The organism is Cellulophaga sp. BC115SP (assembly GCF_009905545.1).
Classification (GTDB): domain Bacteria; phylum Bacteroidota; class Bacteroidia; order Cytophagales; family Spirosomataceae; genus Flectobacillus; species Flectobacillus rivi.
The window spans coordinates 30,052-51,169 of the sequence record NZ_JAAALB010000022.1 but is presented as its reverse complement, the minus strand read 5'-3'; the positions used below and the strand labels follow the sequence as shown (position 1 = coordinate 51,169).

Sequence of the window (21,118 nt, the reverse complement as noted above, 5' to 3'; positions counted from 1 at the left end):
CTGAAGTTTATTGCTCCGAATGGAGTGGGAGGGACACGATACTTAATTCACCAATAAGATTGTTTTCATTTGGACTTATCATACAGATAACTTTTCCAAATAAAAGCAATCTTCTAGTTTGTATAGTAATGAGTCATTTCACTCAATTATCCACCCCGTAAATCTAAAGTTTAGACTTCACTCTACTCAGTGTTTCTGGAGTCATATTTAAGTAAGATGCTATTATTTTGTTGGGTAATCTATCTACAATTTTAGGATTAACTTTTAATAACTCTTTGTAACGTTCAGTAGCGTCTTTCATCATTTCTCGTTGGTAAATAGAGATGTTGTTGAGATATGCAAATTCTAGATAGTTTCTGTAAAATTTCTCCCACGCAGGAATAACGTTTAATAAGTAATAAAAATCTTTCCGGGCAATTCGAAACAAGGTGGTTGGTTCCAGTGCCTGAAGAGATTCCTCGGAGGGTAGTTGTTGTATAAAACTGGCTAAGCCTGTGGCAAATTGATTTTCGAAAGATATGTTACGAGTTACTTCCTGACCATCCTCTCCAATAAAAAACATTCGCAAGCACCCTCTTTCGATGAAGTTCATATAAGTATTTATCTCCCCGACATCAATGATAATTTCATTTTTAACATGGGAAGTAACTTTGAAAAAACTGAGTATTAGGGCTAACTGTTCATCTGTTAGGTAAATGATATTACGAATATATCTGGCTAATTGTGATTTATCTGTTTCTTTCATGTTCAAGTTAAATTGCTTGCTTCTCTTTATTCAGTTCCAAAATGGCTATTAATAGTCCAATACAAGCGGCTAAAGCTCCAAAAAGATAAATATACTCATAATGCACACCCCCTGCCACTAATCCCGCAATAGGAGCAGTGAGTCCCATACCTAAATCGAAGAAAGCATTGTAAGCTGCCATTGCCATACCTCTATTTTCTGTAGGTATTGAGCGTATGGCAATTTTCCCAAATGAAGGAAAAATAAGTGACATTCCACATCCAGTAAGGATTGAGCCCAAAATTGCCAAGATACCATTTGGCGCCAGCCAGAGGAGACTTTGACCAATGATCTCTATCGTTAAACAAGCCACTGCAACACGAGCCCCACCAAATTTATCAGGATAATGCGCAAAGAAAAGACGCATAATGATATACCCTGCTCCAAAAGCACTTAAGGCAAGAGAGGCATTTTCCCAACCTTTTTGGGCAAAATAAAGTGTAATAAATGAAGCAATGCCACTAAATCCAATACTTGCCACTGCCAATCCTGTTCCTGAGCGCCAGACTAAACCAATGGCTTGGTAGAAAGGCAAGCGTTTTTCAAGTTGGGGTAGTGGAATTAAGGGCAATAGCTGGGCTATTAGATAACTAATTATAGGAATACAGGCGACAGTACCAAAGGTAACACCTAATCCAAGTTTGGTCGATAATAAAATACCTAGAGGAGCTCCAAGCGCCATTCCACCGTGCATGCCTAATCCGTTCCAAACCATTACTTTACCCGTATTTTTGGATCCGACCAGAACAAATCCCCAGGCAAAAATACCTATTACCAAAAAGCTTTCACCGATTCCGAGCAATATTCGTCCAATAATAATGAGTCCTAAACTTAAAGTTGGGATGGTAGCACAAAGAAATGCGAAGAGGTAAAATAACCCAGATAAGGAAGATAAAAACAAGCCAATTTTAACTGAATATACACCACCTTTAGTATCTGAGGATTTTCCAGCAAGATGGCGTGTTAGGAGCGTAGCAACATATTGAATACCCACAACAAGACCGACTGTGATATTCCCATAATGAAGTTGATTATGAACAAAATCTGGAAGGGTTCCCAAAGAGATACCCATAATTAAAAATTCAAAAAAGATGATACTAAAAATGATGAAAAGATTTCTGGAGAGTGTGTTTTCTTGGTTCAAAAGATTGATATCCATACAAATGTTATACTTTAAGTTGGTCTAAAACTCAAAGTTACAGCGTCGGAGAGCACTTGTCATTGATTCAAATCAATAGATGTTTATTTTATAACGAATTACAAATTTACATCCTTAAAATGTCCTTAAATTCAACTTAAAAATCATCTCTTCCAGCTTAAATAGATATTAAAATAGCATAAGTAGAAATTTAAAATTAAAATAGTAAAATATTGAAAATCAGATATTTATGTTTGACTTGGGTGCTTTCTTCCATATTTTATGATAAAAATGAAGATTTTCCGCTTACTCAATCATGTGAATCCAAAACAGTTTTATGGTCGTTAGTGATGTAGAAGTTCAGGTGATGAACTTTCAAAAACATCCTTACGCTGGATAGCCCTTTATCCAGTTTAATTATTCGTTAAACTATAAAACTCAAATCCTTATGAAAACGCAAGCCATAAAATTAACGACTGCTGTTTTAGCAATCTTCAGTTTTCAAGTTGCTTCAGCCCAAATCGGAGCTTCTGCTACCAGTGCCATTAAAGCCACAAGCAGTGCAGTTGCAAGTACAAATGCTGCCAGTAATGCCATCAAAGCATCTTCGCAAGCAGCAGCCAGTAGCTCTGCTGCGGTAAAAGCGAGTGTTAACGCAACTTCGGCTGTGCAGGCTACAACGCAAGCGGTAACAAAAGCCACAGGGAATGTCACTAACGCTACAAAAAATGTAGTATCGGCCACCGTTAATGCTACGAAGGACGTAGCTTCTTCTACAGCTTCTACTATCAAGGCAACTGCTAGTAAGAGTGCAAATGCTGCGTCTGATGCTAAGAATAACTTAAGTGTGGATGCCAATGTTTCGATTGAGACAGATGGTAATATCAATGTCAATAAGGCGAATGGATTAAGTAATAGCAACGGTAATGGTAATGTAAACTCTCAAGCCAGTGCAAATGCCAGCGAAACTGGTAAAGCCAATGCCAATGAAAATGCAACCCCATTGTTGAAAGAAAACCTTGTGGTAGCAAAAGAAAAAGGAGCGAGCTCTTTCAATGCTACACAGACAAAAATGACTGAAACTGGTAGCGATGTTAAATCTAAGGTAGGCACAGAGGCAAAAGCTGCTTCACAAACAAAAGCGAATACTAATATTAAATCTAGTACTTCTGTAAGCTCAAGTGCTAGTGCTGTTAAGCATTAATTTGCTAAGCTTAAAATGCCACTCTCAAGACTTGGAGTGGCATTTTAATCAACAACCAAGCCAAACCCATATTAAATTTATCTCGCCATGAAACATATAATCATCCTTACTGCTCTTTTCATCTTTTTGGGTTTTAGCCTTTCTTCTCAAGCGCAAACCGAAACTCCTAAAAAAACAATAGCAACGGTCATCAGTGGGCTTTCTTACTCTCCGAAATTACACTATTATGGCCGAACCGATGAACTAAAAAGTAGTGCCTTGATGCCAACAGTATTAGTTCAGTTTGATAGTCTTGGGTTGTATTTGACGGGTTCGACAGTTTTTACGACTAATACGGTTCAACCGCTTGAGTATGCGGCAACTGTTACTGAAATCGGCTATAAGTTTGGTAAAAAACAGGGTATTGCAGGAAGCATCTACGGTGATAAGTTCTTTTATCAAAATAAAACTTTAGTGCAATCGGCACTACAAGGTCAAGTGGGCTTGAATCTTTCTCATCTTAACAAAGTTGCTAATATAAATCTTACAAGCATTGCTGCATTTTCGGATAAAACCGATTTTTTTGCTAGTGCAGGACTTGAGCACCCAATCGTGATGCGAACAGGAAAAAGCGTATTTGTGGTTACTCCAACGGCAGTTGCCAATGCTGGTACTCAGAGCTTTACAAATACGTATTTTAAAAACAATAAATTCTTAGGTATTCCAATCTCAAATCAGTCAACAACCCAAACTACACAAGTATTCAATCTGTTGAGCTATGAATTTAGTATGCCAGTGGTATGGGTCTTTAATAATATATTCTTGGTAGCTACTCCAGGATATGTAATGCCTCAAAATGTGGTCACTACTTCAGGAAACACCGAAGTTGTTTCGCGCAACGGTACCAATCTATTTTATGTTAACCTTTCTTTGCTTTACTCGTTTAAGGTAAAAAAAGGATAAGTGTGAATGAAACAAGATATTGTTGATCAGTTGTTTAGTGAAATTGTTATTGGGCTTTTACATATGTGCAAAACCTCAATTATTCATTTTATTGATGAATAATTGAGGTTTCTTTATTTACTTTTATAGCAAAGACTTTTTAACATTGATGAATGTTGTACGTTTAATCAACAAACAACTCGCTAAATGAATTACTATTTCAAATTTATCGCCGTATAGTGAGGATAGTGTTGCGTAAAACTAACACCTTATGAAGATGCAATTAGAAAGTTATCGACGCAATTGCACTGGAAGTTCTTTTATCTAAAAAAATACCGAAGGGACGATGCGCAATAGCTTTGCACTCAACCTTCATCCAGACTGGATATTTTTGTCTTATTTTAGACCAGTCAACACCTTCTCTGTTAATTACATCATACCAAGCCATAGAACATTTAGTTTTAGATAAACCATAGTTAAATTATAAAGTTTTCAAATACGCAATTTGCTTAATTTTTTGAGGACTATTATTACTCAATAATTCTTATAGCTGTAATAATACAAATACCATTTTGCATGGATGAGCTTGAATTTTCTGACTTCGGAATAACCACTTTCTTTCATATAGATAGTTTCGAACATTGTATTATTTGAGCCTTTTTTTATGACTTTATAGTATTCTTCCTCCCAATCTTTTTTCAAGAATTTCTTGTAACTTCCGTCTAGTGTCTTTAGAAAAATCCAATCTTTCTTTTCCCAAAAATATTTTAATGGTTTTCTGGATTCTTGATCGTAAATATCCGAGTTAAAGCCTGGTAAAGGAAACACCACTCTGGAAATTTGAAAAGTACTATCTTCATAAAATCTCTTGTAAAAGGTATTAAAGCTTTCACCGTTAGCTCCATTTGAATTATTTTGAGATTTGAATTCAAAATTTAGGATACATAACAGTAAATGGATTGAAGTGTAAACAAGTATTTTCATTGAGATTTTTGGTATGGTTCAAAATTATGATGAATATTAAACTATTCAAACTAATCATACTCATTCCATCCTAAGACTATTCTTTACCTCTTTCAAAATCTCCAATTGTTCTTCTTCTTTTAGTTGATCCCATGTCTCAACTTTGATAATTTTAGTTAGTTCTTTTCCCCTTGATACAGCCAATAATGAGAATGTTAGTTCATCTTTTTTGCCCCATATATAGCGACAAATAATTATGCTTCCTTCTGAGTTATGGGTCTCGTCTAAAATTTCGAGGTTTTTATACAAGCTACTCTCTGATTTCATAGATTGAACAAGTTCTCCCATGACCTTTTCGCTTGTAACTAATTGACTGTCAGTTTTGGTGGTGTAATATTGGTTTAACTTGGTTTCAATATCAATGAAACCACCATGATCTGTTCTTTTAAACTGCCCGTGATACTTGGTAAAGCTATCTGTTGGCCCAACAATGGCTTCGAATTCCCAACTTTGAGGAATGTTCATTTGGATTTCTGCATCCTTAATGTCAAAATTTTTAGTTTTTACTTTAGTGGCTTCTCTGCAACCTAAAAGTGTGATAAATACCAAGAAAAACAATGTGATAAAACGTAATGAATGAAGTGACTTTTCCATGAGTAAAAGGTTTTAAAGGATTTGTTAAGATATTCTTTTGGATTAAAATTGTTGGTGTCAACTGTAAAGTAAGGGAACATGATTTCTTGTAGAGGATTAATCCTAAATAGTAGTTAATCACATCTGAGTTCGATAGATAAATGATTTAGTTCCGAAGAATGAAAGAATACCACAATTAAGAATAACCCTCTTTTAAATAGCTTTAAAAGAGGGCAAAAGTGATAGTTATACCTTATTGATGCTTTTCAATTGTTTCTTTAATTTTCTTCTTTTCTCAAACTCTCTTCTTTGTTTGGTGATTTCGTACAACACAATTCCTGTCGATGTTGCTAGGTTAAGACTCTCTACAATCCCAAACATTTCAATATTGATACAGGCTTCACTTCGTTCTAATGCCAAGTCACTGATACCGATAGACTCTTTGCCGAACCATACTGCCAATTTTTTCTGGGTATAGTCGCCTTCGTGTAAGATAACATTAGTACGACCTTTGACATGTGGTGATGTAACAATTGATGTAAAGTTCTTTTTCTCTAAATATGCTAAACAATCTTCGGTACTTCTAAATTTCTTTACAAATGTCCATTTGACCGACGAAACTGACGAAGCTACAATGGATTTCCTTTCTTTGAATTCATCCCAGTTATTTGGTAAAGAATTGGTACTATCTATCAGGTATAGTTTCTCAGCACCAAGTGCATTGATGTTTCTAATTACTGTTCCAACATTATTGGGGTCTTTAGGGTCTTCAAGAACTACAATTAAATTCTTACATCTAAACTCTTTAATTTTGTCAGCACGCTTTCGTAAACTGCTTTTCTCTTTACCAACTTGTGTTTCAGTCACAGTCAGGTTTTCTGTTTGATTGTTTTCCATTTTTAAGAATGATAAATAGGGCTTTGTCTTATCAGGAAAATAAAATTCCTAATACAAAGTGAATTTACAAGTTTTCAAGAGCATAGCAAAAGTATAGTTATGCGACTAAGTTTTTTTGAGGAAAACTAGTATCAATCTATTGACCTTTTGGCACTTCTTTTTACAATCCTATCTTCTAAAAATTCTATTTGTATTCTTATTTTAATTTATTCTAAATAAAAACTTGCGTAGTAAAATTACGGCATCTACATTTGTGCAATTATTTATAATAAGTCTAAATATCAATAATGAAATGAATTATATGAAAAGTGTTTTTGTACTATTGTTATGTTTATTTACGCAAATGATTTATGCGCAAACAGGGCAAATTACTGGTAAAGTATCCAATAATGATGGTCAACCAGCGGCGTTTGTTTCTGTTCAAATAAAAGGAAGTAAAAAAGGAACCACATCAGATGAACAAGGTGAGTTCACTATCTCGAATCTGAAAGGTGGGAATTACACTTTGGTTGCGTCTTTTGTAGGATATAAAACACTTGAGCAAAAGATAGTAATAGAGGAGGGTAAAACACTAAACCTTTCACTTGAATTACTTGAAAGCTCTGAAATGATTAAAGAAATTGTTGTGTCGGGTAGTTATATTGCTAATCGTACCCCCACGTTGGGAAAAGCCAATATTCGACCATTGGATTTACCACAAAGTACTGGGGTAGTTACAAGTACTGTAATTGCGGATCAGCAGGCTATCAGGCTTGGCGATGTGGTAAAAAATGTGAGTGGGGTGTCACAAACCGAAACTCGTGGTGGTGTTGCTGAAACGTTTTCGTCACGTGGATATAGCGTAGGGATTGCGGGAGCAGGAGGAAGTATTTTTAAAAATGGAACCATTAGTAATACAATGGGTTTCCCAGATGCCAGTACCCTAGAGTCAGTTGAAGTAATGAAAGGTAGCTCGGCCTTGTTATACGGCAACGTTTCAGGTGGTTTGATTATCAATATGGTTACTAAAAAACCTCGTTTCGACTGGGGTGGACAGGCTTCTATGCTTTTTGGAAGCTATAACCAATACAAACCTACGCTTGATGTGTATGGACCAATCAGTAAAAATCTTGCGTTCAGAGTAGTAGGAACTTACGAAAATGCAAAAAGTTATCGTGATGTTGTAAAAACTGACAGAACTTATGTTACACCATCTTTGCTATATAAAATTAATGACAAAACGGATGTTTTGTTACAAGTAGATTATTTGAAAAGTAATATTGTTCCAGATGCTGGGGTAGGGACTCCAAACAGCAGAGTTACGATTACAGAATTGCCTGATGCGCCTCGAAATCGTTTCATCAACACCAACTGGGCATATAATAACACAGAGCAAACATCAAGCTATTTGACAATTAATCACAAATTTGATGCAAACTGGAAATTAACTGCTATTGGATCGATTCAGAATACAGAAGTTAAAGGCTTTGGAGTAGGAGTGCCTAGTGCAATTGCTACTAACGGTGATTATACACGTACATTGAGTGCCGTTCATACAAACGAGAAAGATTATACGGCACAAGTTAATTTGAATGGTGCTTTTAAGACAGGCGCTATTGGTCATCAATTATTGGTAGGGGCTGATTTCTTAAGAATTTCAAATGTGAGTCATAGCTTTAAATTTACTTCAGCGGCCGGCGTAGTGGGTACTGCGTATGACAAAATCAATATCTTTGATTTCTCGAAATATGTAGCACGTACCGATATTCCTACGATTGCAGATACGGCTCGTACAACAACTCCACAGAATCGCTATGGCGTTTATGTTCAGGATTTGTTAACTATTACTTCCAAATTTAAGGTGCTAGCAGGTTTGAGATATTCGTATCAAACAGCGTTTCAATCAACTATCTTGAACCTTGAGAAAAATGTTGAGCGTCGTGGTGCTACTGCTGATAAATCGGATGGTGCTCTTTCTCCGAAATTAGCATTGATTTACCAACCATTGAAAACAACCTCGATATATTCATCTTATAGCAATAGTTTTACGATTAATACTGGTACCGATATTAATGGTGACAACCTTAAGCCTTCGATTATCGACAACTATGAAATTGGCGTGAAAAATGAGTTTTTAGACGGTAAATTGTCCGCTAACTTAAGTGTGTACAAAATCATTAATAGCAATTTTGCTCAAACAGCGCTTTTTGATAAAAATGGAAATCCAAATACCAATACGAATATCAAAGAATTATCAGGCGAAACAACAAGTGATGGTTTTGAAGTAGATTTCAATGGTGTTTTGTCTAAAAACTTTTACTTTTTACTTGGTTACGGATATAACTATATGCGCTACACGAACACTACAGGTGCGGTTGGTTCACAAGTAGAAGGCGAGCAACTCATTAGAAGTCCAAGAAGTACAGCCAATGGTTCGATTTTCTATACTTTTGATAATACGAAGTTGAAAGGAGTGAAGCTTGGCTTATCTGCCTTTTATACTGGAAATCGCTTTGCAGGGAATAACAACGTAGTTGGTTTGAATGGTGGCTTGAATAATACTACCGCCTCATTGAGTTCATACAATGCTTTGATTCCATTATCAGGTTTCGCAACGGTTGATTTCTCTGTTGGCTATACCTTTAGCAAAGTGTCTGTTTTAGGAAAAGTTTCGAACATATTCAATGAAATGAATTACATCGTTCACGACCGTTATAGTATTAACCCTATCGCACCTCGCCAATTAGCGTTAACAGTGAATTATAGATTTTAATTTGATGAATCTGTAATTTAGTGAGTGGTGATTTATTGATTATTTTTAGTATCAAAAAAGGCGTTCGAAAATCTAATTTCGAACGCCTTTTTTTACTCACTAAGTGAATAATCTTATTCTCAAAATTTGGGTTATTTCATATTTTGCCCACTAACTTAAGAAATTGCTCAAAATTAAGTTAGTAGGCAAAATTAAAATAAATTTTACCCGCATTAAGCTCTAGGCTTTATGCTGTAGGCTAAAAGTTGAAAAGAATCTCTCATGAAATAATTTAAGCTCTTTTGCTTAATGCCTACGGCTTACAGCTTAAAGCATATTAATGCAATTTTATTTTGCATTAATACTTAAGTTGTGTAAATTATTTAGATAAAGTATCAGTAATCATAAAATTACACTCGAAACTCATCACTAACAATTCAGAACTCATACTATCCCTCAATATGCAAATCATATTTATGTAAAAGTCCAGAAAGACCATGTACTGAAAACTTGGCTTTTTTTATTCGGTTGTTTTCTAGGTCTATCGCATAATTGTATGAAGTTCGAAAATCTGCTTTTTCAAGTATTGTTCTGTTAAAAATAGCTTGCTCCATATTACAGTTATCGAAAATAGCATTAGTCAAGTCTGCTTCAGCAAAGTCGGTGCCTTGTAGTTGTGTATCTTTGAAAGTAGTTTTCTTGAGTTTTATTTTGAAAAAAGAAGCATGGTTTAGCTGACAACCCTCAAAAGAAACTTCAAAGCCAAATGGATTACAAGTATCAAATCGAAGCCCTAAAATTTTACAGTCTTTAAAAGTAACTCCTTGAAAAGCAACACCACTGATTGCTGCCAAGCTCAGGTTGCAACCTACGAAACGACAGTCTGTAAATTTAAATCCAGAGAGGTTTTTGTTTGACAAATCACAATTGGTAAAACTACAGTTTTCGTATTCACCTTTGGCTAGCTCATTAATTTTATCAAATATTTGGTCGGTAAGATATTGGTTTGGCATGTATATTTAAGATAATAGAATATTAAATGGAAAAGAGTCTTTGATGCAATTGCTAGAAATATCACAAGAAACGAAAATTTCTAGGTATCATTTTCAGCATATTGTATTAATCGCTTTACCCATTTTTCCTGTTGATTGATTCTTTGATTAGCTTTCAAATCTCCCCAAAAATCTTGGATGATATTCATTTCCAAGAAATAGTCAAACCCTGGGCAATGGGTATTGGTATAATCTGCTATTTCGATTTCAAAATCTTGATGCGTCAACAGTAAAATACGCGCTTCAGAAGAAGGCTCAAAAGCGTTGTTAGTTTTTCGGGCGAATACTACATACATTCCTTCATCTGGATCAACATAATTTTGATTTTCTAGGATAGCGTCTCTTAAGGTCATCATGATTCTTTATTTTATAGATTCAAAATTAGATAAAACATTCAATATGTCTTTATCTCAAAGCTGAATAAACTTGTAGAAGTTTAATCACAAAACCCAGCCTACACGCTTTTTCCATTCTTCCATTTCTTGTTTTCTTTGCTCAAAATTCTTTGGTGGGATGAGATTATCTTGGCGGGCATGAAAGCGTATTAGTTCCGTTTGTTCTTCAATGCTCAACAGTCCTACAGATTTTCTTCTTTCGTTTACATTGGTTTTATCCTCCACAGGATTGGGGCTAAGTTGTCCATTTTCGTCCCAGTCGAATTGGGTGCCAAATATTTGTGGTTTACCCCCAAGAACAGCGATTCGGTCTGTTAGATGAGCATAATTTGTAGGGGTCTCTTTGTGTTCGTCGACAGCCTTTTTTAAAAGCGAGGCACATCGTTTCATAAAATTTGGTAAAGCAATCGAATGCTGAATAACCAACCAAGCGGCTTCACTGGCTTCTTTTCCAACTTTTTCAACCGTTGGATACCCAATCTCTTCAATGATTTCGCTAAGAATATTGGCATTGTGGATATGTAAAGCACTCATTTCTTCGTCATAGCCATCGCTCAAGCGCCCCTCTTTTGCTAACCGATCTCTCAGAGCAAGGTCATTGTTTTTGAGTTCAATGATTCTGTGGGTGATGGTGGAATGTTGCATTTTTGAAGGTAGAGGGTTTAGTATCGTTGTGACTGAAGAATTCCAATTTAGCCATAACTTATTAGTTTTCTTACAAATTAAGGTTTATATAACTAGAGTTATTCAGTATTAATGCAAAATAAAATTACATTAATACGTTTTAGGCTGTAAGCCGTAAGCATTAAGAAAAAAAGCCTCAATTGTTTTATGAGAATTACTATTTAACTTTTAGCCTACAGCATAAAGCCTAGAGCTTAATGCGGGTAAAATTAAAATAATTTTACCCGCTAACTTAAAAGCGCCGTAGGTGAGGAAGTGTTCAAGATACTTGGTTTGCTTTAGCTCCTACGGCGCTGAGCTTTATGCTTAGTATCTGATGTTAAGTGATTACCAATAACGAATATACAAATAACAGATACACAAATAACCAATAACCAATAACATCCATTTACTCAATCATTACTTTGCGGGTTATAGTTCGGTTTCCTTGTATAATTTTCAAGAAATACATACCTCTGCTGAGCATTTCTGTATGAATTTGGTTATCGTTGAAAGTCAGGGGATAGGAGCGTCCGATACTATCAAATAGTTGTAACTCGGCATTTTTGAGGGTGTTTGGTAGAACAACTGTGAAGTCTCCATAGCTGGGATTTGGGTAGATTTTCACCTGCTCAGATCCAAAATCCGCTTCTGTTCCAAGTGGAATAGCAATGCTTATTTTTAAAGGTGAAGATAGTTGACTACAGCCTTCTTTTGTTACCTTAACACGATACTCTCCGGATACTTGAGCTTCGTATATGGAGCTGCTTGCACTAACTATTAATGAGTCATTTCTCAACCATTGATAGGTTAATCCGCTTCCTGTGTTGGCATTCATTTTTACCTTGAATGGTTCATAGACTGTACCCTTTATATCGGTGGTAATACTTGCCTCAGGCGTAGGCTTAATGGTAACTTTGACAGGATTTGAAATAGATGTGCTCTGACAAAGAGGGTCTTGGATAATGACCGAATATGAGCCTGAAAGGTCAACCTTGTAAATATTACTATTGGCGGAGGCTATATTTTGTCCATCTTTTTGCCATTGATAGCTGGAGCCATCTTGTTGGACTACAGATAATTGAACTTGTGTGCCCGAACATACTTCTGCTGCACCACTTACATCGATGGAAGCGTTGGCATGATAGAAGCATTTTGTAGCGTATTTTCGTAAGCGGTGCATGGTGATAGTGTCATCCTCACCAGAGGTAATGGTGGTTAATGTTTTGTTTTGAGAATCGATGAAATAGTTCGAACGTAGTGGATAATAGTTCTTTGGATACTCAAAGAATAATGTAGTTGCAAGTGTCGATTTTGAGATAAAGTCAATCTTTGTCTCTACGCCATAATCTTTCGAATAAATCCAATAGTCATTGCCTTCTTTATCGTTTACAAAAAAATGATACGCATTGTGACTATTGGTAGGTTTGGATTTTTTCCAAATTAAGCCACCATCACTCAATCGAATTTTTGAATAAAATGCCCCATGATTGATATACATCAAATCAGCCAGAACTTGTGGATAGGTAATGGTCTCATCTTTAAATGACCATTTTACGGTACCATCCAAATCATAGCCAATAACCTCGTTGAATGCCAGATTGTCGATAGGGCTCACTTTGGTTTTTTCTTTTAACACAGAAAATACATTGCCCGAAAAACCAGAGAAATAATCCGTGCTGGTGAGTTGTTTAACCCAATTGGCATTGGCAGCTTTGAAATTACCAAATCCAATAAATTTTCCACCTGAATTGCCGTTGATTTGAAACATCACCCTATCGTCATCAATTCGATAAGTAGATGGTTCGTAAGCGCCATACAAGTTGCTATCTTTAAAACTCAAAGTTTGATATTGACCAGATTTGTCTATTTTGATGAGGTAAAATCCATCCTGTTTTTGATGAACCAACACAATGGAATTGGTGCTTACTTCCTCATTATTAGAAGTGACAATACTACCTTTTTGACTGAAATAGGGATTTGAATCTATTTTTTCTTTCACAAAATCCACATAGCCTATCCGAATTCCTGTGGAGTCGTAACGATAAACTTCTTTGCTTCCTATTAACCAAAAGCCAGCATCTGGCGATTTAATGACTGACATGGCACCACCGCCAAAGCCTGCACCGCTCGCACCCATCGTTGGGACTTTTACTTTTTCTTTACCAAAGCTGTCTAAATAGAGATATTCGCCTCCTTCAAGTCTAAATAGCGTGAGTTTGCTATTAGCAAAACCTTCGATTTTTTGATTAGCGTTATATTGCCAAAGCAGAGCGCCCGCAAAATTGTATTTGTAAATCGTTTTTTCAGCATAAAAAACTAACCCATCAGTCACTTCTGTAGAAGCCAGTACGCTTGCCATAGAATGTTTAACTGCTTTTATTAGCGATAATTCTTTATCAAAAATCAGGAGACTGTCCTGCGTGGTAATCCAACTGACCCTATTGCCTCTTTTTAGCTTAGAAAGTACTTTTCCATACGGAAAATTGAGTTCATTTCCGTCTTTATCAAATATCCGATATCCCATCGTTTGCCCTGTGAAACCACTTAAAACTGTCACGATGGTTTTGCCAGAGGCGGTGACATCTAATAGGGTATAGGGTACGTCATTTTCGAGGTAAAGGTCTTGTCGTTCCCATAGCAATTTCGGGGATGTTTGTCCAAAAGCTGTGCCACACATCGCTAGTAGAATAGCGAATAAACAGGTAATTTTTTTCATATAATGGAATGTTTGAAATGCCTAAATAAGCCTCTATAGATTTAGTGAATGAAGTTTTAAGGATTAACTCTATGTTGAGAATGTGAGTTTTTAGTTTAGCCTAGGGCATAAAGCTTATTGCCTGAAGCAGGTAAAATTACTGTATTTTATAACTGAGCCCTATCTTAAGTCCAAGGTTGTACGCACTTGTTTGAATAAAATTACTTGAGTGGTTGATATTATTGAGCATGTAGCTTGCTGTCGGCTCTAGCGTCAAAAAGCAATGTGCATTAATTGTATGTTGCACGCCACCCGAAACTTGCAGAAAAGTATTGAGTTGACCATTGGTGTGCTGATACATCACATCAGTACCTGTAGACAAAAAATAGCGGTTTCGTCCAGTAATGTGCAACAATCGTTGTATGTCGGCATGAAGCCCAAACATCTCCAGATTTTCACTTTCTACTTTATTTTGAGTGATTTGCTCAATCGTGCCTTGGTTGGTGTTTTTTACCAAATATTTATCTGTATTTATTTTATATTCAGCCCATTGTCGCATTTTTAAGAACGAAATGCCTCCTCTAAAATTCCAAGAATTACTGATGGGTTTAGTAATTCCTATGGTGGCTTCAAAACCGTTTCGTTCGGGGTCGAGTAACTTATTTCTTTGTAAACTTACTATTTCAGGATTGTCTATTTTCAATATTCGATAGGTCTGTAAAGGAGTAATACTCATACTCAAATAGGCAGATTTTAACACTGGTTTTCGAGGTTTACCTAAAATAATATTGGCAAAAATTGGTAATTCAACCCTAGGCTGGTTAACCAAAATATTTTTGCTTTTTAGAGACTCGATTTTATCAATTTTGATTCCCAATTCAGGCGTTTCAATAGACGCTGAAAAATGATTTTTGATGGTAAGATTGTTAAGCGCTTCTGTACTTGCCGATGGTGATGAAAGTAAGCCAGAATCAGTATTATTATCTCCTTCGGTTCTTGAAGTTTGTGCCTGAATGAGTTGTTTTGTTGAAACCTTTTTTTGATGATGCGAATAAGAAGAACTCTCAAATACAGGATTATTTATACTTGGTATCGAATGACTATTTTGACTTTCTTTTTTGAAGATAGCGACCTCTCTAGTTGTTGCTAAAGAAGATTTTTTGTGTTCTGTATAGTCTTTATTTTTTTCTAAAAGACTGACTTGAAAATCACTTTTTTGAGAATTCCGTTTAAGCATAAAAATAACGCCAGTGCTTATCAAGAGTAACAACGCAATGGCTGCTACTGCCAGTCTTTTAGCAAACTTAGCAGCAAATGGCTGATGTGGATGAATGGATGCATCTATGTATTCCCAAGTTTGTTCGGACGGCTCAGGCTCATAATCCGAGAAGGTATCTTGGAGCAAGCGTTTGAGTTTATCTTCTTCTGGATTTTGCATTTCTATATCCTTTTGTATTGCATTAACTGATTGATATGTAGTTGTTAAGCTTTCTGATAGCCAATTTTTAAAAGTTCTCTTTTTAATAAATTGCGAGCCCTTGATAATTGCGACTTTGAGGTTCCCTCGGTGATATTCAACATCTCGGCAATTTCCAAATGATTGTAGCCATCTATCAAATATAAGTTTACCACAAGCCTGTAACCATCGGGTAAAGCATTGATAATTTGTAAAATCTGATCTCTAGCAAGGTTGGAGAACAAATCTTCCTCATTTTCGGTCACTTCGGCAATCAACTCGTATCCTACGAGGGAACGTTCATGAACGGCGTGTCGGTAATGGTCAATGGCAGTTCGAATAACGGTTGATTTTACCCAAGAGTTGATAGAGTCTATGTTTTCGAGCGTATGAATATTTTTGAAAATTTTAATAAAAGCTTCCTGAAAAATGTCCTCGGCTTCGCTCACAGTACGTGCATAACGCCTACATACCCCCAAAAGTCGACCTTTGTATAAATTATAAAAGTCGGTTTGTGCTTTGGGGTTGTTGCGTTTGCAAGCAATCACTAAATCTTTTTCGTTTTGAGGCATTTATAAGTCTTAATATTCAGAAATCATGAAGCGATGTTTGAATTTTTTAGGCTAGATAGTACGATTTATTGTATTTGATACTGATAAATAATTTTTCCATCGGCCGCCAAACGTACGGAATATCTGACAGCTCCCTGTTTTATTTCAACTTGAAAGTGATCAGGTTCTGTAGCAGCGGCATTATTTGGATCAGATGGTTGATAGACCATGCGGGCATTAACAAAAATCCAATTGGGGAAAGTCGAGCTCAGTGTACTTTTGATAGCATCTGGTAACTTGTTTTCGGCTAAAACTTGTGCGTGTATAATTGTTAGATTGTGCTCGTTAGTTTGTTCTTCAGTAATGATATAACTATCTTCTTGTCCTGTTTTTAGTGCTACAAAATTGGTTTTATTTTGTCCAAAAATGGTTTTTACAATACCGTAATCAAATTGCCAATTGGAAAAATTAGCTTGCAAATAGCTCTTCGTTTTCGAAGAAACATTTGAAGAGTTTAATACTTTATACGCATAATTATTTTCGATAGAAGAGACCCATTCTAGCACTTGACCTGTTTCTGAAAGTACTATTTCAAAAGTTTGTAAAGCACCATTGGATAATTCTCTAAAATTAACAAACAACTTATAGGATTTATCTGATAACTGATAAATTACCATACTTGCATTTTTGAGCTGATTATTACTAACAAATTGCTTCACAACAACTGGTACCTGTGTGTCATAGTTGATTTGGTCTGTACTGGTAAAAATAATAGATAATGCTTTTTCGCTTGAAAGAGTTTGCGCTCTAACAAAAGCATTTGCCGAGTCATAATACAAATGCAAAGTTGTATTGTTGGCGGTTTTAATAACCAGTTTATATCCCTCCGTAAGCGTAGTGGATTTCATCAAATCATACACGGCAAGGATTTCTGCTGAAGGATATTGACTATTAAAATGCTGTTTAATGGCTTCGGGGAGAGTTTTGGGAATGCCCACCAAATTATTTGCATCGATGATTTCTCCTTGATAATCTACCAAACAAAAAACTTTGCCGACGGTAGTCACGAATTCCGTTTGCCAAGTTTTATCTTTTTCGAGAGGTTCAAATATAAAGGAGCCAACCTCTGGATATTTTTGCTTGAATACTTCTGTACTTGCTTGAGGAATACCTGAAGACGAAACTGGCATTGTCGCCTCCACTACGGTATCACAGCTTTGCAATACGACAGCGCTCAGAATACCAGCAAGTATTCGACATGGGAGTATAGAAATATGTAAGTTAAATGTTGTCATGTGGTCATAAAAAGCATCACATAATCGCCTTTTCAACAACACAGACGTAAGTGGTTATAAGAAGGGTTGCATGACAAATTGAAAAAAACAAAAATAATTTAATCTCTCATCTCTGCGCTTTTTAATTTCAGATACTTTATATGCTGAAGACATTTACTTTTTTAATAAAAACTCAAAAGGCAAATGGAGTCTTTTGGCCCAAGCTTTTTCGCTATGATCTTCGCCTTCAAATTGGAGAGTTTCCCAGTTATTTGAGGTAAATCCTTTTTTTCGCATCAACTCATCGACCTTGGCTTGATGTTTAGGATAAAAAGCATCTAGCGTTGCTGTCCCAAAATCAAAATAGATTTTGTGCGTTTGAGGCTGAGGAAGGTGAGAATCCATATATTTCAAAAATGCCTCAGGAATTGGATTATTGGTGTCCGAGAAGATACCAATCCAATGGGTAGAAAGACAAGCCGCACCCCCAAAAATCTCGGGGTATTCACAAATCGCATACATCGAAATCAGCCCGCCCATGCTACTGCCAGCGATAAAGGTGTTAGCACGGTCTTTTTTTACCGAAAAGTGCTGGTCAATATAAGGTTTTAATTCTTTGACCAAAAATCTTAAATAATTGTCAGAAACTGGCTGAAAGTTTTCCTCTGTTCTTCCTATTTTCTTTAGTTCGTTGGTGACAAAAACTTTCTGATTTGGGCTGAGTGATTCGTAAGGCTTTTGAGGAAAATAATCAGGATGGCGTGTTGCGCCGCCATTCCAGATTCCAACTATAATAAAATCTTTGGTTTTATGAGCATTCATCAACTTTGTGGCTACGTCATCCGCCTGCCAATCCTGCTTATTCCAAGTAGTGGTACTGTCAAACAACATTTGACCATCGTGCATATAGAGCACAGCATACTTTTTTTGACTACTATAACCCTCTGGAAGCCATATATCTATATTTCGAGAGGAAATGAATTTAGAAGAGAAATTCTCTATCCGAACAATTTTGCCAGATGAAACATGTGGTGCAGGAGTTTGAGACATAACTGAAAGAATGCTCGATAAGAAAGGCAATAAGAGGTAAAAGTTTTTGAGTATCATATCTTGAGTTGTTTTCTGTAAAGGAAATCAATTTTTTCGCTGATGATGTTCCACTTTATAATTATAGGTGTCACTTTCTGAAGGGTGAACCCTTTATGATTGCTTTAGTCCCTCAAAGCCTGTTATTTGTCGTAAAAAGCAGAATTTGTTTGTCTTCTTTTTAGTCAGCGATTATTTTTAATAGACAATCAACAAAACACATTTTTCATGAAAAATACTTTACGAATTGGAATCGCTATCATGTTGCTTTGTACCAAATCCTTCGGACAAGCCTTTAATAATCTTCCTGTACTTACACAAAAACCTCCATTACACGGAAAACATTGGATGGCAGTTACAGGAAAACCCCTCGCCGCCACCGCAGGAGCCATGACTTTTTCGAAAGGTGGAAATGCCATTGATGCTGCTTGTGCCATGCTCGCCGCTACTTGTACCATGTGGGATGTACTGAGCTGGGGTGGCGAAACACAAGCCTTGATATACAATCCTAAAACTAAAAAAGTCATTGCCATCAATGCGCTTGGAGTAGCACCGACAGGAGCAACTGCTGATTTTTTCAAAAATAAGGGCATGAAATATCCGCCTGAATTTGGTCCTTTGGCAGCAGTTACGCCTGGCACGCCTGGAGGATTGATGACCATCTTGGCAGAATATGGTACGATGTCGCTCAAGGAAGTATTGGCACCAGCTATGCAAATGGCAGAAGGGTACCCAATTGAAGCACAAACTGCCAATTCAATCGAAAAAGCGAAGGAGCAAATCAAACAATGGCCGTATTCAAAAAAGGTATTTTTACCTCATTTGGGCTCAAAATATGAAGCTCCAGAAGCTGGTGAAATATTTGTACAAAAGGATTTACTTGAAACTTTGGGTAAACTAGTAAAGGCAGAACAGCAGGCGCTGGCAAAGGGAAAATCTCGTAAAGATGCCATTTATGCTGCCTATGATGTTTTTTATAAGGGTGAAATAGCCAAAGAATTTGTGAGAGGTTGTCAGGAGCAAGGTGGTTTGATTACTGAACAGGATTTGGCTAATTGGAAAGTGAAAATCGAAGAACCAACCATGACGACCTACAGAGGTATTGAGGTGTACAAATTACAGCAATGGACTCAAGGACCAGCGATGCTTCAAACCTTGAATATCCTAGAAAACTTCGATTTGAAAAGTATGGGCTATAACTCCACTCGCTATATTCATACTTTGTATCAGGCGATGAATTTGGCTTTTGCTGACCGTGATTTCTATTATGGCGACCCAGCTTTTGCACCCGAAGAACCGATGAAAGGCTTGCTTTCGAAAGAATATGCCAAAGAGCGTAGTAAGCTTATCAATCCAGAAGCCAATGACCCTAAAATTGGTCCTGGCGATCCCTATCCATTTGAAGGGAAGATTAATCCTTATCAGGATATTTTGAAAACTTGGATGGGAGCAAGCACTTTTTCTCCTAAAAATAATGCCGTTTATAATACCCAATTCGAGGAGGATTTTACGGCTGGAACAACATCTGTAGAAGCAGCTGATGAAGAAGGTTGGGTAATTTCGATGACGCCAAGTGGGGGATGGGTTCCTGCGTGTATTGCGGGTAATACAGGTGTTGGTATGAGTCAACGTATGCAGGCATTCGTGCTAGACCCGAAGGAAAATCCCTTTAATGTGGTTGAGCCTGGCAAGCGTCCTCGCGTGACTTTGACGCCAAGTATGGCTTTGAAAGACGGGAAGCCCTATCTGTCATTTGCCAAACAAGCGGGTGATGAACAAGATCAGTTGTTATTACAGTTTTTCTTGAATATGGCAGAATTTGATATGACCGTTCAGGAGGCTTGTGAAGCGCCTAGTTTTAAAACTCTACAGATGTATTCTAGTTTTGGGAAACATGAACGTATCAACGGAGGCTTGACGCTCAATGAAGCAACTCCAAGCTGGACTCGCAAAGACTTAGGACGAATGGGCTATAAAATCAATTACCAAGAGCGCACGAGTGGTCCTATCAATGCCATTTATTTCGACTGGAAACATAAAAGTTTCTGGGGAGGCTCAAGTAATCATGGCGAAGATTATGGTATAGGTTGGTAGGTGTGAATGATGAGTTGTGATTTTGAGTGTAAAGTTCTTATAATTAACGATTTATATTTAAAAGATTAATTGAATATCCGTTAAATTCTTTATGTTTTAACGGATGTTTTTTGTTTGTTATCCTGAAGATAAATTGAAATTATGTTATCATTGGCGTATCTAACCCTTTAACAATGAAGCTGTTTAAGCTTTTAAAAAACAGTTTTATTGATTAATTATTAGCCTTACTTTTTGTCTTGAAACAAAAAGTAACCGCAGCGGCGGCCGCAAAAAATTCAAGAATTTATAAACTCGCTTCGCTCAAACAGTATAAATTCATTGCTGACGCAAGCAATTTTAAGAAAGTTTAAACAGGTCCAATGATAGAAATAGCACTAGGATTGACTAACTTACTCTACACTCAATTTTTATCTTTATATATTCACAAATGTTCGCAGTCTTTATTCAAACCCGTATTCAATTTCTTTGTTGGAAAAAGAGAAATATTATCCTTTTTTTCATAATTCTCGGAGGCGTATCAATTTCTCATAGAATTTTCTCGCAAACTACTTATGCTCACTGGAATCAAACAGAGCTAG

General features: G+C 36.5%; 17 protein-coding genes. 4 read left to right on the top strand and 13 right to left on the bottom strand.

The window, feature by feature from the left end:
* Positions 1-163: 163 nt before the first annotated feature.
* Positions 164-745: a Crp/Fnr family transcriptional regulator gene (locus tag GVN22_RS16395; RefSeq protein WP_166552094.1), complete on the bottom strand. Its 582-nt coding sequence runs from the start codon at positions 743-745 to the stop codon at positions 164-166.
* Between the two features lie 7 nt (positions 746-752).
* The gene (locus GVN22_RS16390; RefSeq protein WP_166552093.1) at positions 753-1,943 is read right to left on the bottom strand and encodes an MFS transporter; all 1,191 of its coding nucleotides are present in this window, start codon (positions 1,941-1,943) and stop codon (positions 753-755) included.
* Positions 1,944-2,370: 427 nt separating this feature from the next.
* Between GVN22_RS16390 and GVN22_RS16385 the strand changes: the two genes are divergently transcribed.
* Together GVN22_RS16385 and GVN22_RS16380 are read left to right on the top strand one after the other, a co-directional pair.
* Positions 2,371-3,126: a hypothetical protein gene (locus GVN22_RS16385; protein ID WP_166552092.1), complete on the top strand. Its 756-nt coding sequence runs from the start codon at positions 2,371-2,373 to the stop codon at positions 3,124-3,126.
* Between the two features lie 87 nt (positions 3,127-3,213).
* Positions 3,214-4,068 (top strand): hypothetical protein, encoded by an 855-nt coding sequence (locus GVN22_RS16380; RefSeq protein ID WP_166552091.1) that lies wholly within the window; start codon positions 3,214-3,216, stop codon positions 4,066-4,068.
* A gap of 513 nt (positions 4,069-4,581) precedes the next feature.
* Here the strand turns inward: GVN22_RS16380 and GVN22_RS16375 are convergent.
* The 3 genes from GVN22_RS16375 to GVN22_RS16365 all read right to left on the bottom strand — a co-directional run bounded on the left by GVN22_RS16375 (position 4,582) and on the right by GVN22_RS16365 (position 6,540).
* Positions 4,582-5,031, bottom strand: coding sequence for a hypothetical protein (locus GVN22_RS16375; RefSeq protein WP_166552090.1), 450 nt, complete (start codon positions 5,029-5,031; stop codon positions 4,582-4,584).
* A 60-nt stretch (positions 5,032-5,091) separates the two neighbouring features.
* Positions 5,092-5,664: a hypothetical protein gene (locus GVN22_RS16370; protein ID WP_166552089.1), complete on the bottom strand. Its 573-nt coding sequence runs from the start codon at positions 5,662-5,664 to the stop codon at positions 5,092-5,094.
* A 225-nt stretch (positions 5,665-5,889) separates the two neighbouring features.
* A complete protein-coding gene (locus GVN22_RS16365) occupies positions 5,890-6,540 on the bottom strand; it encodes an RNA methyltransferase (protein ID WP_166552088.1) in 651 nt (216 codons plus the stop codon).
* A 301-nt stretch (positions 6,541-6,841) separates the two neighbouring features.
* Here GVN22_RS16365 and GVN22_RS16360 point away from each other — a divergent pair, with 301 nt between their 5' ends.
* Positions 6,842-9,292: a TonB-dependent receptor gene (locus tag GVN22_RS16360; RefSeq protein ID WP_166552087.1), complete on the top strand. Its 2,451-nt coding sequence runs from the start codon at positions 6,842-6,844 to the stop codon at positions 9,290-9,292.
* A gap of 428 nt (positions 9,293-9,720) precedes the next feature.
* Here GVN22_RS16360 and GVN22_RS16355 read toward each other — a convergent pair whose 3' ends face one another.
* The 8 genes from GVN22_RS16355 to GVN22_RS16320 all read right to left on the bottom strand — a co-directional run bounded on the left by GVN22_RS16355 (position 9,721) and on the right by GVN22_RS16320 (position 18,467).
* Entirely contained in the window at positions 9,721-10,284 is a 564-nt protein-coding gene (locus GVN22_RS16355; protein WP_166552086.1) for a pentapeptide repeat-containing protein, read from the bottom strand.
* A gap of 80 nt (positions 10,285-10,364) precedes the next feature.
* Positions 10,365-10,679 (bottom strand): hypothetical protein, encoded by a 315-nt coding sequence (locus GVN22_RS16350; protein WP_166552085.1) that lies wholly within the window; start codon positions 10,677-10,679, stop codon positions 10,365-10,367.
* Between the two features lie 84 nt (positions 10,680-10,763).
* Entirely contained in the window at positions 10,764-11,363 is a 600-nt protein-coding gene (locus GVN22_RS16345) for a DUF6624 domain-containing protein (RefSeq protein ID WP_166552084.1), read from the bottom strand.
* Positions 11,364-11,790: 427 nt separating this feature from the next.
* Positions 11,791-14,100, bottom strand: coding sequence for a T9SS type A sorting domain-containing protein (locus tag GVN22_RS16340; protein WP_166552083.1), 2,310 nt, complete (start codon positions 14,098-14,100; stop codon positions 11,791-11,793).
* Positions 14,101-14,236: 136 nt separating this feature from the next.
* On the bottom strand, positions 14,237-15,517 hold the full coding sequence (locus GVN22_RS16335; protein ID WP_166552082.1) for a hypothetical protein: 1,281 nt from the start codon (positions 15,515-15,517) through the stop codon (positions 14,237-14,239).
* 44 nt (positions 15,518-15,561) lie between these two features.
* The gene (locus tag GVN22_RS16330) at positions 15,562-16,107 is read right to left on the bottom strand and encodes an RNA polymerase sigma factor (protein ID WP_166552081.1); all 546 of its coding nucleotides are present in this window, start codon (positions 16,105-16,107) and stop codon (positions 15,562-15,564) included.
* A gap of 65 nt (positions 16,108-16,172) precedes the next feature.
* A complete protein-coding gene (locus GVN22_RS16325) occupies positions 16,173-17,381 on the bottom strand; it encodes a hypothetical protein (protein WP_166552080.1) in 1,209 nt (402 codons plus the stop codon).
* 153 nt (positions 17,382-17,534) lie between these two features.
* Complete coding sequence (locus GVN22_RS16320) at positions 17,535-18,467, bottom strand: alpha/beta hydrolase (protein ID WP_166552079.1); 933 nt, start codon at positions 18,465-18,467, stop codon at positions 17,535-17,537.
* A 207-nt stretch (positions 18,468-18,674) separates the two neighbouring features.
* On the opposite strand from GVN22_RS16320, the gene GVN22_RS16315 reads away from it, so the two are divergent.
* Positions 18,675-20,540 (top strand): gamma-glutamyltransferase family protein, encoded by a 1,866-nt coding sequence (locus tag GVN22_RS16315; RefSeq protein WP_205690933.1) that lies wholly within the window; start codon positions 18,675-18,677, stop codon positions 20,538-20,540.
* The last annotated feature ends 578 nt before the right edge of the window (positions 20,541-21,118 follow it).

Excerpts from the sequence above, each read along its gene's own strand:
- GVN22_RS16315 (WP_205690933.1), top strand. The coding sequence starts at position 18,675 with ATGAAAAATACTTTACGAATTGGAATCGCTATCATGTTGCTTTGTACC.
- GVN22_RS16355 (WP_166552086.1), bottom strand. The coding sequence starts at position 10,284 with ATGCCAAACCAATATCTTACCGACCAAATATTTGATAAAATTAATGAG.
- GVN22_RS16380 (WP_166552091.1), top strand. The coding sequence starts at position 3,214 with ATGAAACATATAATCATCCTTACTGCTCTTTTCATCTTTTTGGGTTTT.
- GVN22_RS16320 (WP_166552079.1), bottom strand. The coding sequence starts at position 18,467 with ATGATACTCAAAAACTTTTACCTCTTATTGCCTTTCTTATCGAGCATT.
- GVN22_RS16335 (WP_166552082.1), bottom strand. The coding sequence starts at position 15,517 with ATGCAAAATCCAGAAGAAGATAAACTCAAACGCTTGCTCCAAGATACC.
- GVN22_RS16340 (WP_166552083.1), bottom strand. The coding sequence starts at position 14,100 with ATGAAAAAAATTACCTGTTTATTCGCTATTCTACTAGCGATGTGTGGC.
- GVN22_RS16385 (WP_166552092.1), top strand. The coding sequence starts at position 2,371 with ATGAAAACGCAAGCCATAAAATTAACGACTGCTGTTTTAGCAATCTTC.
- GVN22_RS16330 (WP_166552081.1), bottom strand. The coding sequence starts at position 16,107 with ATGCCTCAAAACGAAAAAGATTTAGTGATTGCTTGCAAACGCAACAAC.
- GVN22_RS16395 (WP_166552094.1), bottom strand. The coding sequence starts at position 745 with ATGAAAGAAACAGATAAATCACAATTAGCCAGATATATTCGTAATATC.
- GVN22_RS16370 (WP_166552089.1), bottom strand. The coding sequence starts at position 5,664 with ATGGAAAAGTCACTTCATTCATTACGTTTTATCACATTGTTTTTCTTG.
- GVN22_RS16360 (WP_166552087.1), top strand. The coding sequence starts at position 6,842 with ATGAAAAGTGTTTTTGTACTATTGTTATGTTTATTTACGCAAATGATT.
- GVN22_RS16375 (WP_166552090.1), bottom strand. The coding sequence starts at position 5,031 with ATGAAAATACTTGTTTACACTTCAATCCATTTACTGTTATGTATCCTA.
- GVN22_RS16390 (WP_166552093.1), bottom strand. The coding sequence starts at position 1,943 with ATGGATATCAATCTTTTGAACCAAGAAAACACACTCTCCAGAAATCTT.
- GVN22_RS16350 (WP_166552085.1), bottom strand. The coding sequence starts at position 10,679 with ATGATGACCTTAAGAGACGCTATCCTAGAAAATCAAAATTATGTTGAT.
- GVN22_RS16365 (WP_166552088.1), bottom strand. The coding sequence starts at position 6,540 with ATGGAAAACAATCAAACAGAAAACCTGACTGTGACTGAAACACAAGTT.
- GVN22_RS16325 (WP_166552080.1), bottom strand. The coding sequence starts at position 17,381 with ATGACAACATTTAACTTACATATTTCTATACTCCCATGTCGAATACTT.
- GVN22_RS16345 (WP_166552084.1), bottom strand. The coding sequence starts at position 11,363 with ATGCAACATTCCACCATCACCCACAGAATCATTGAACTCAAAAACAAT.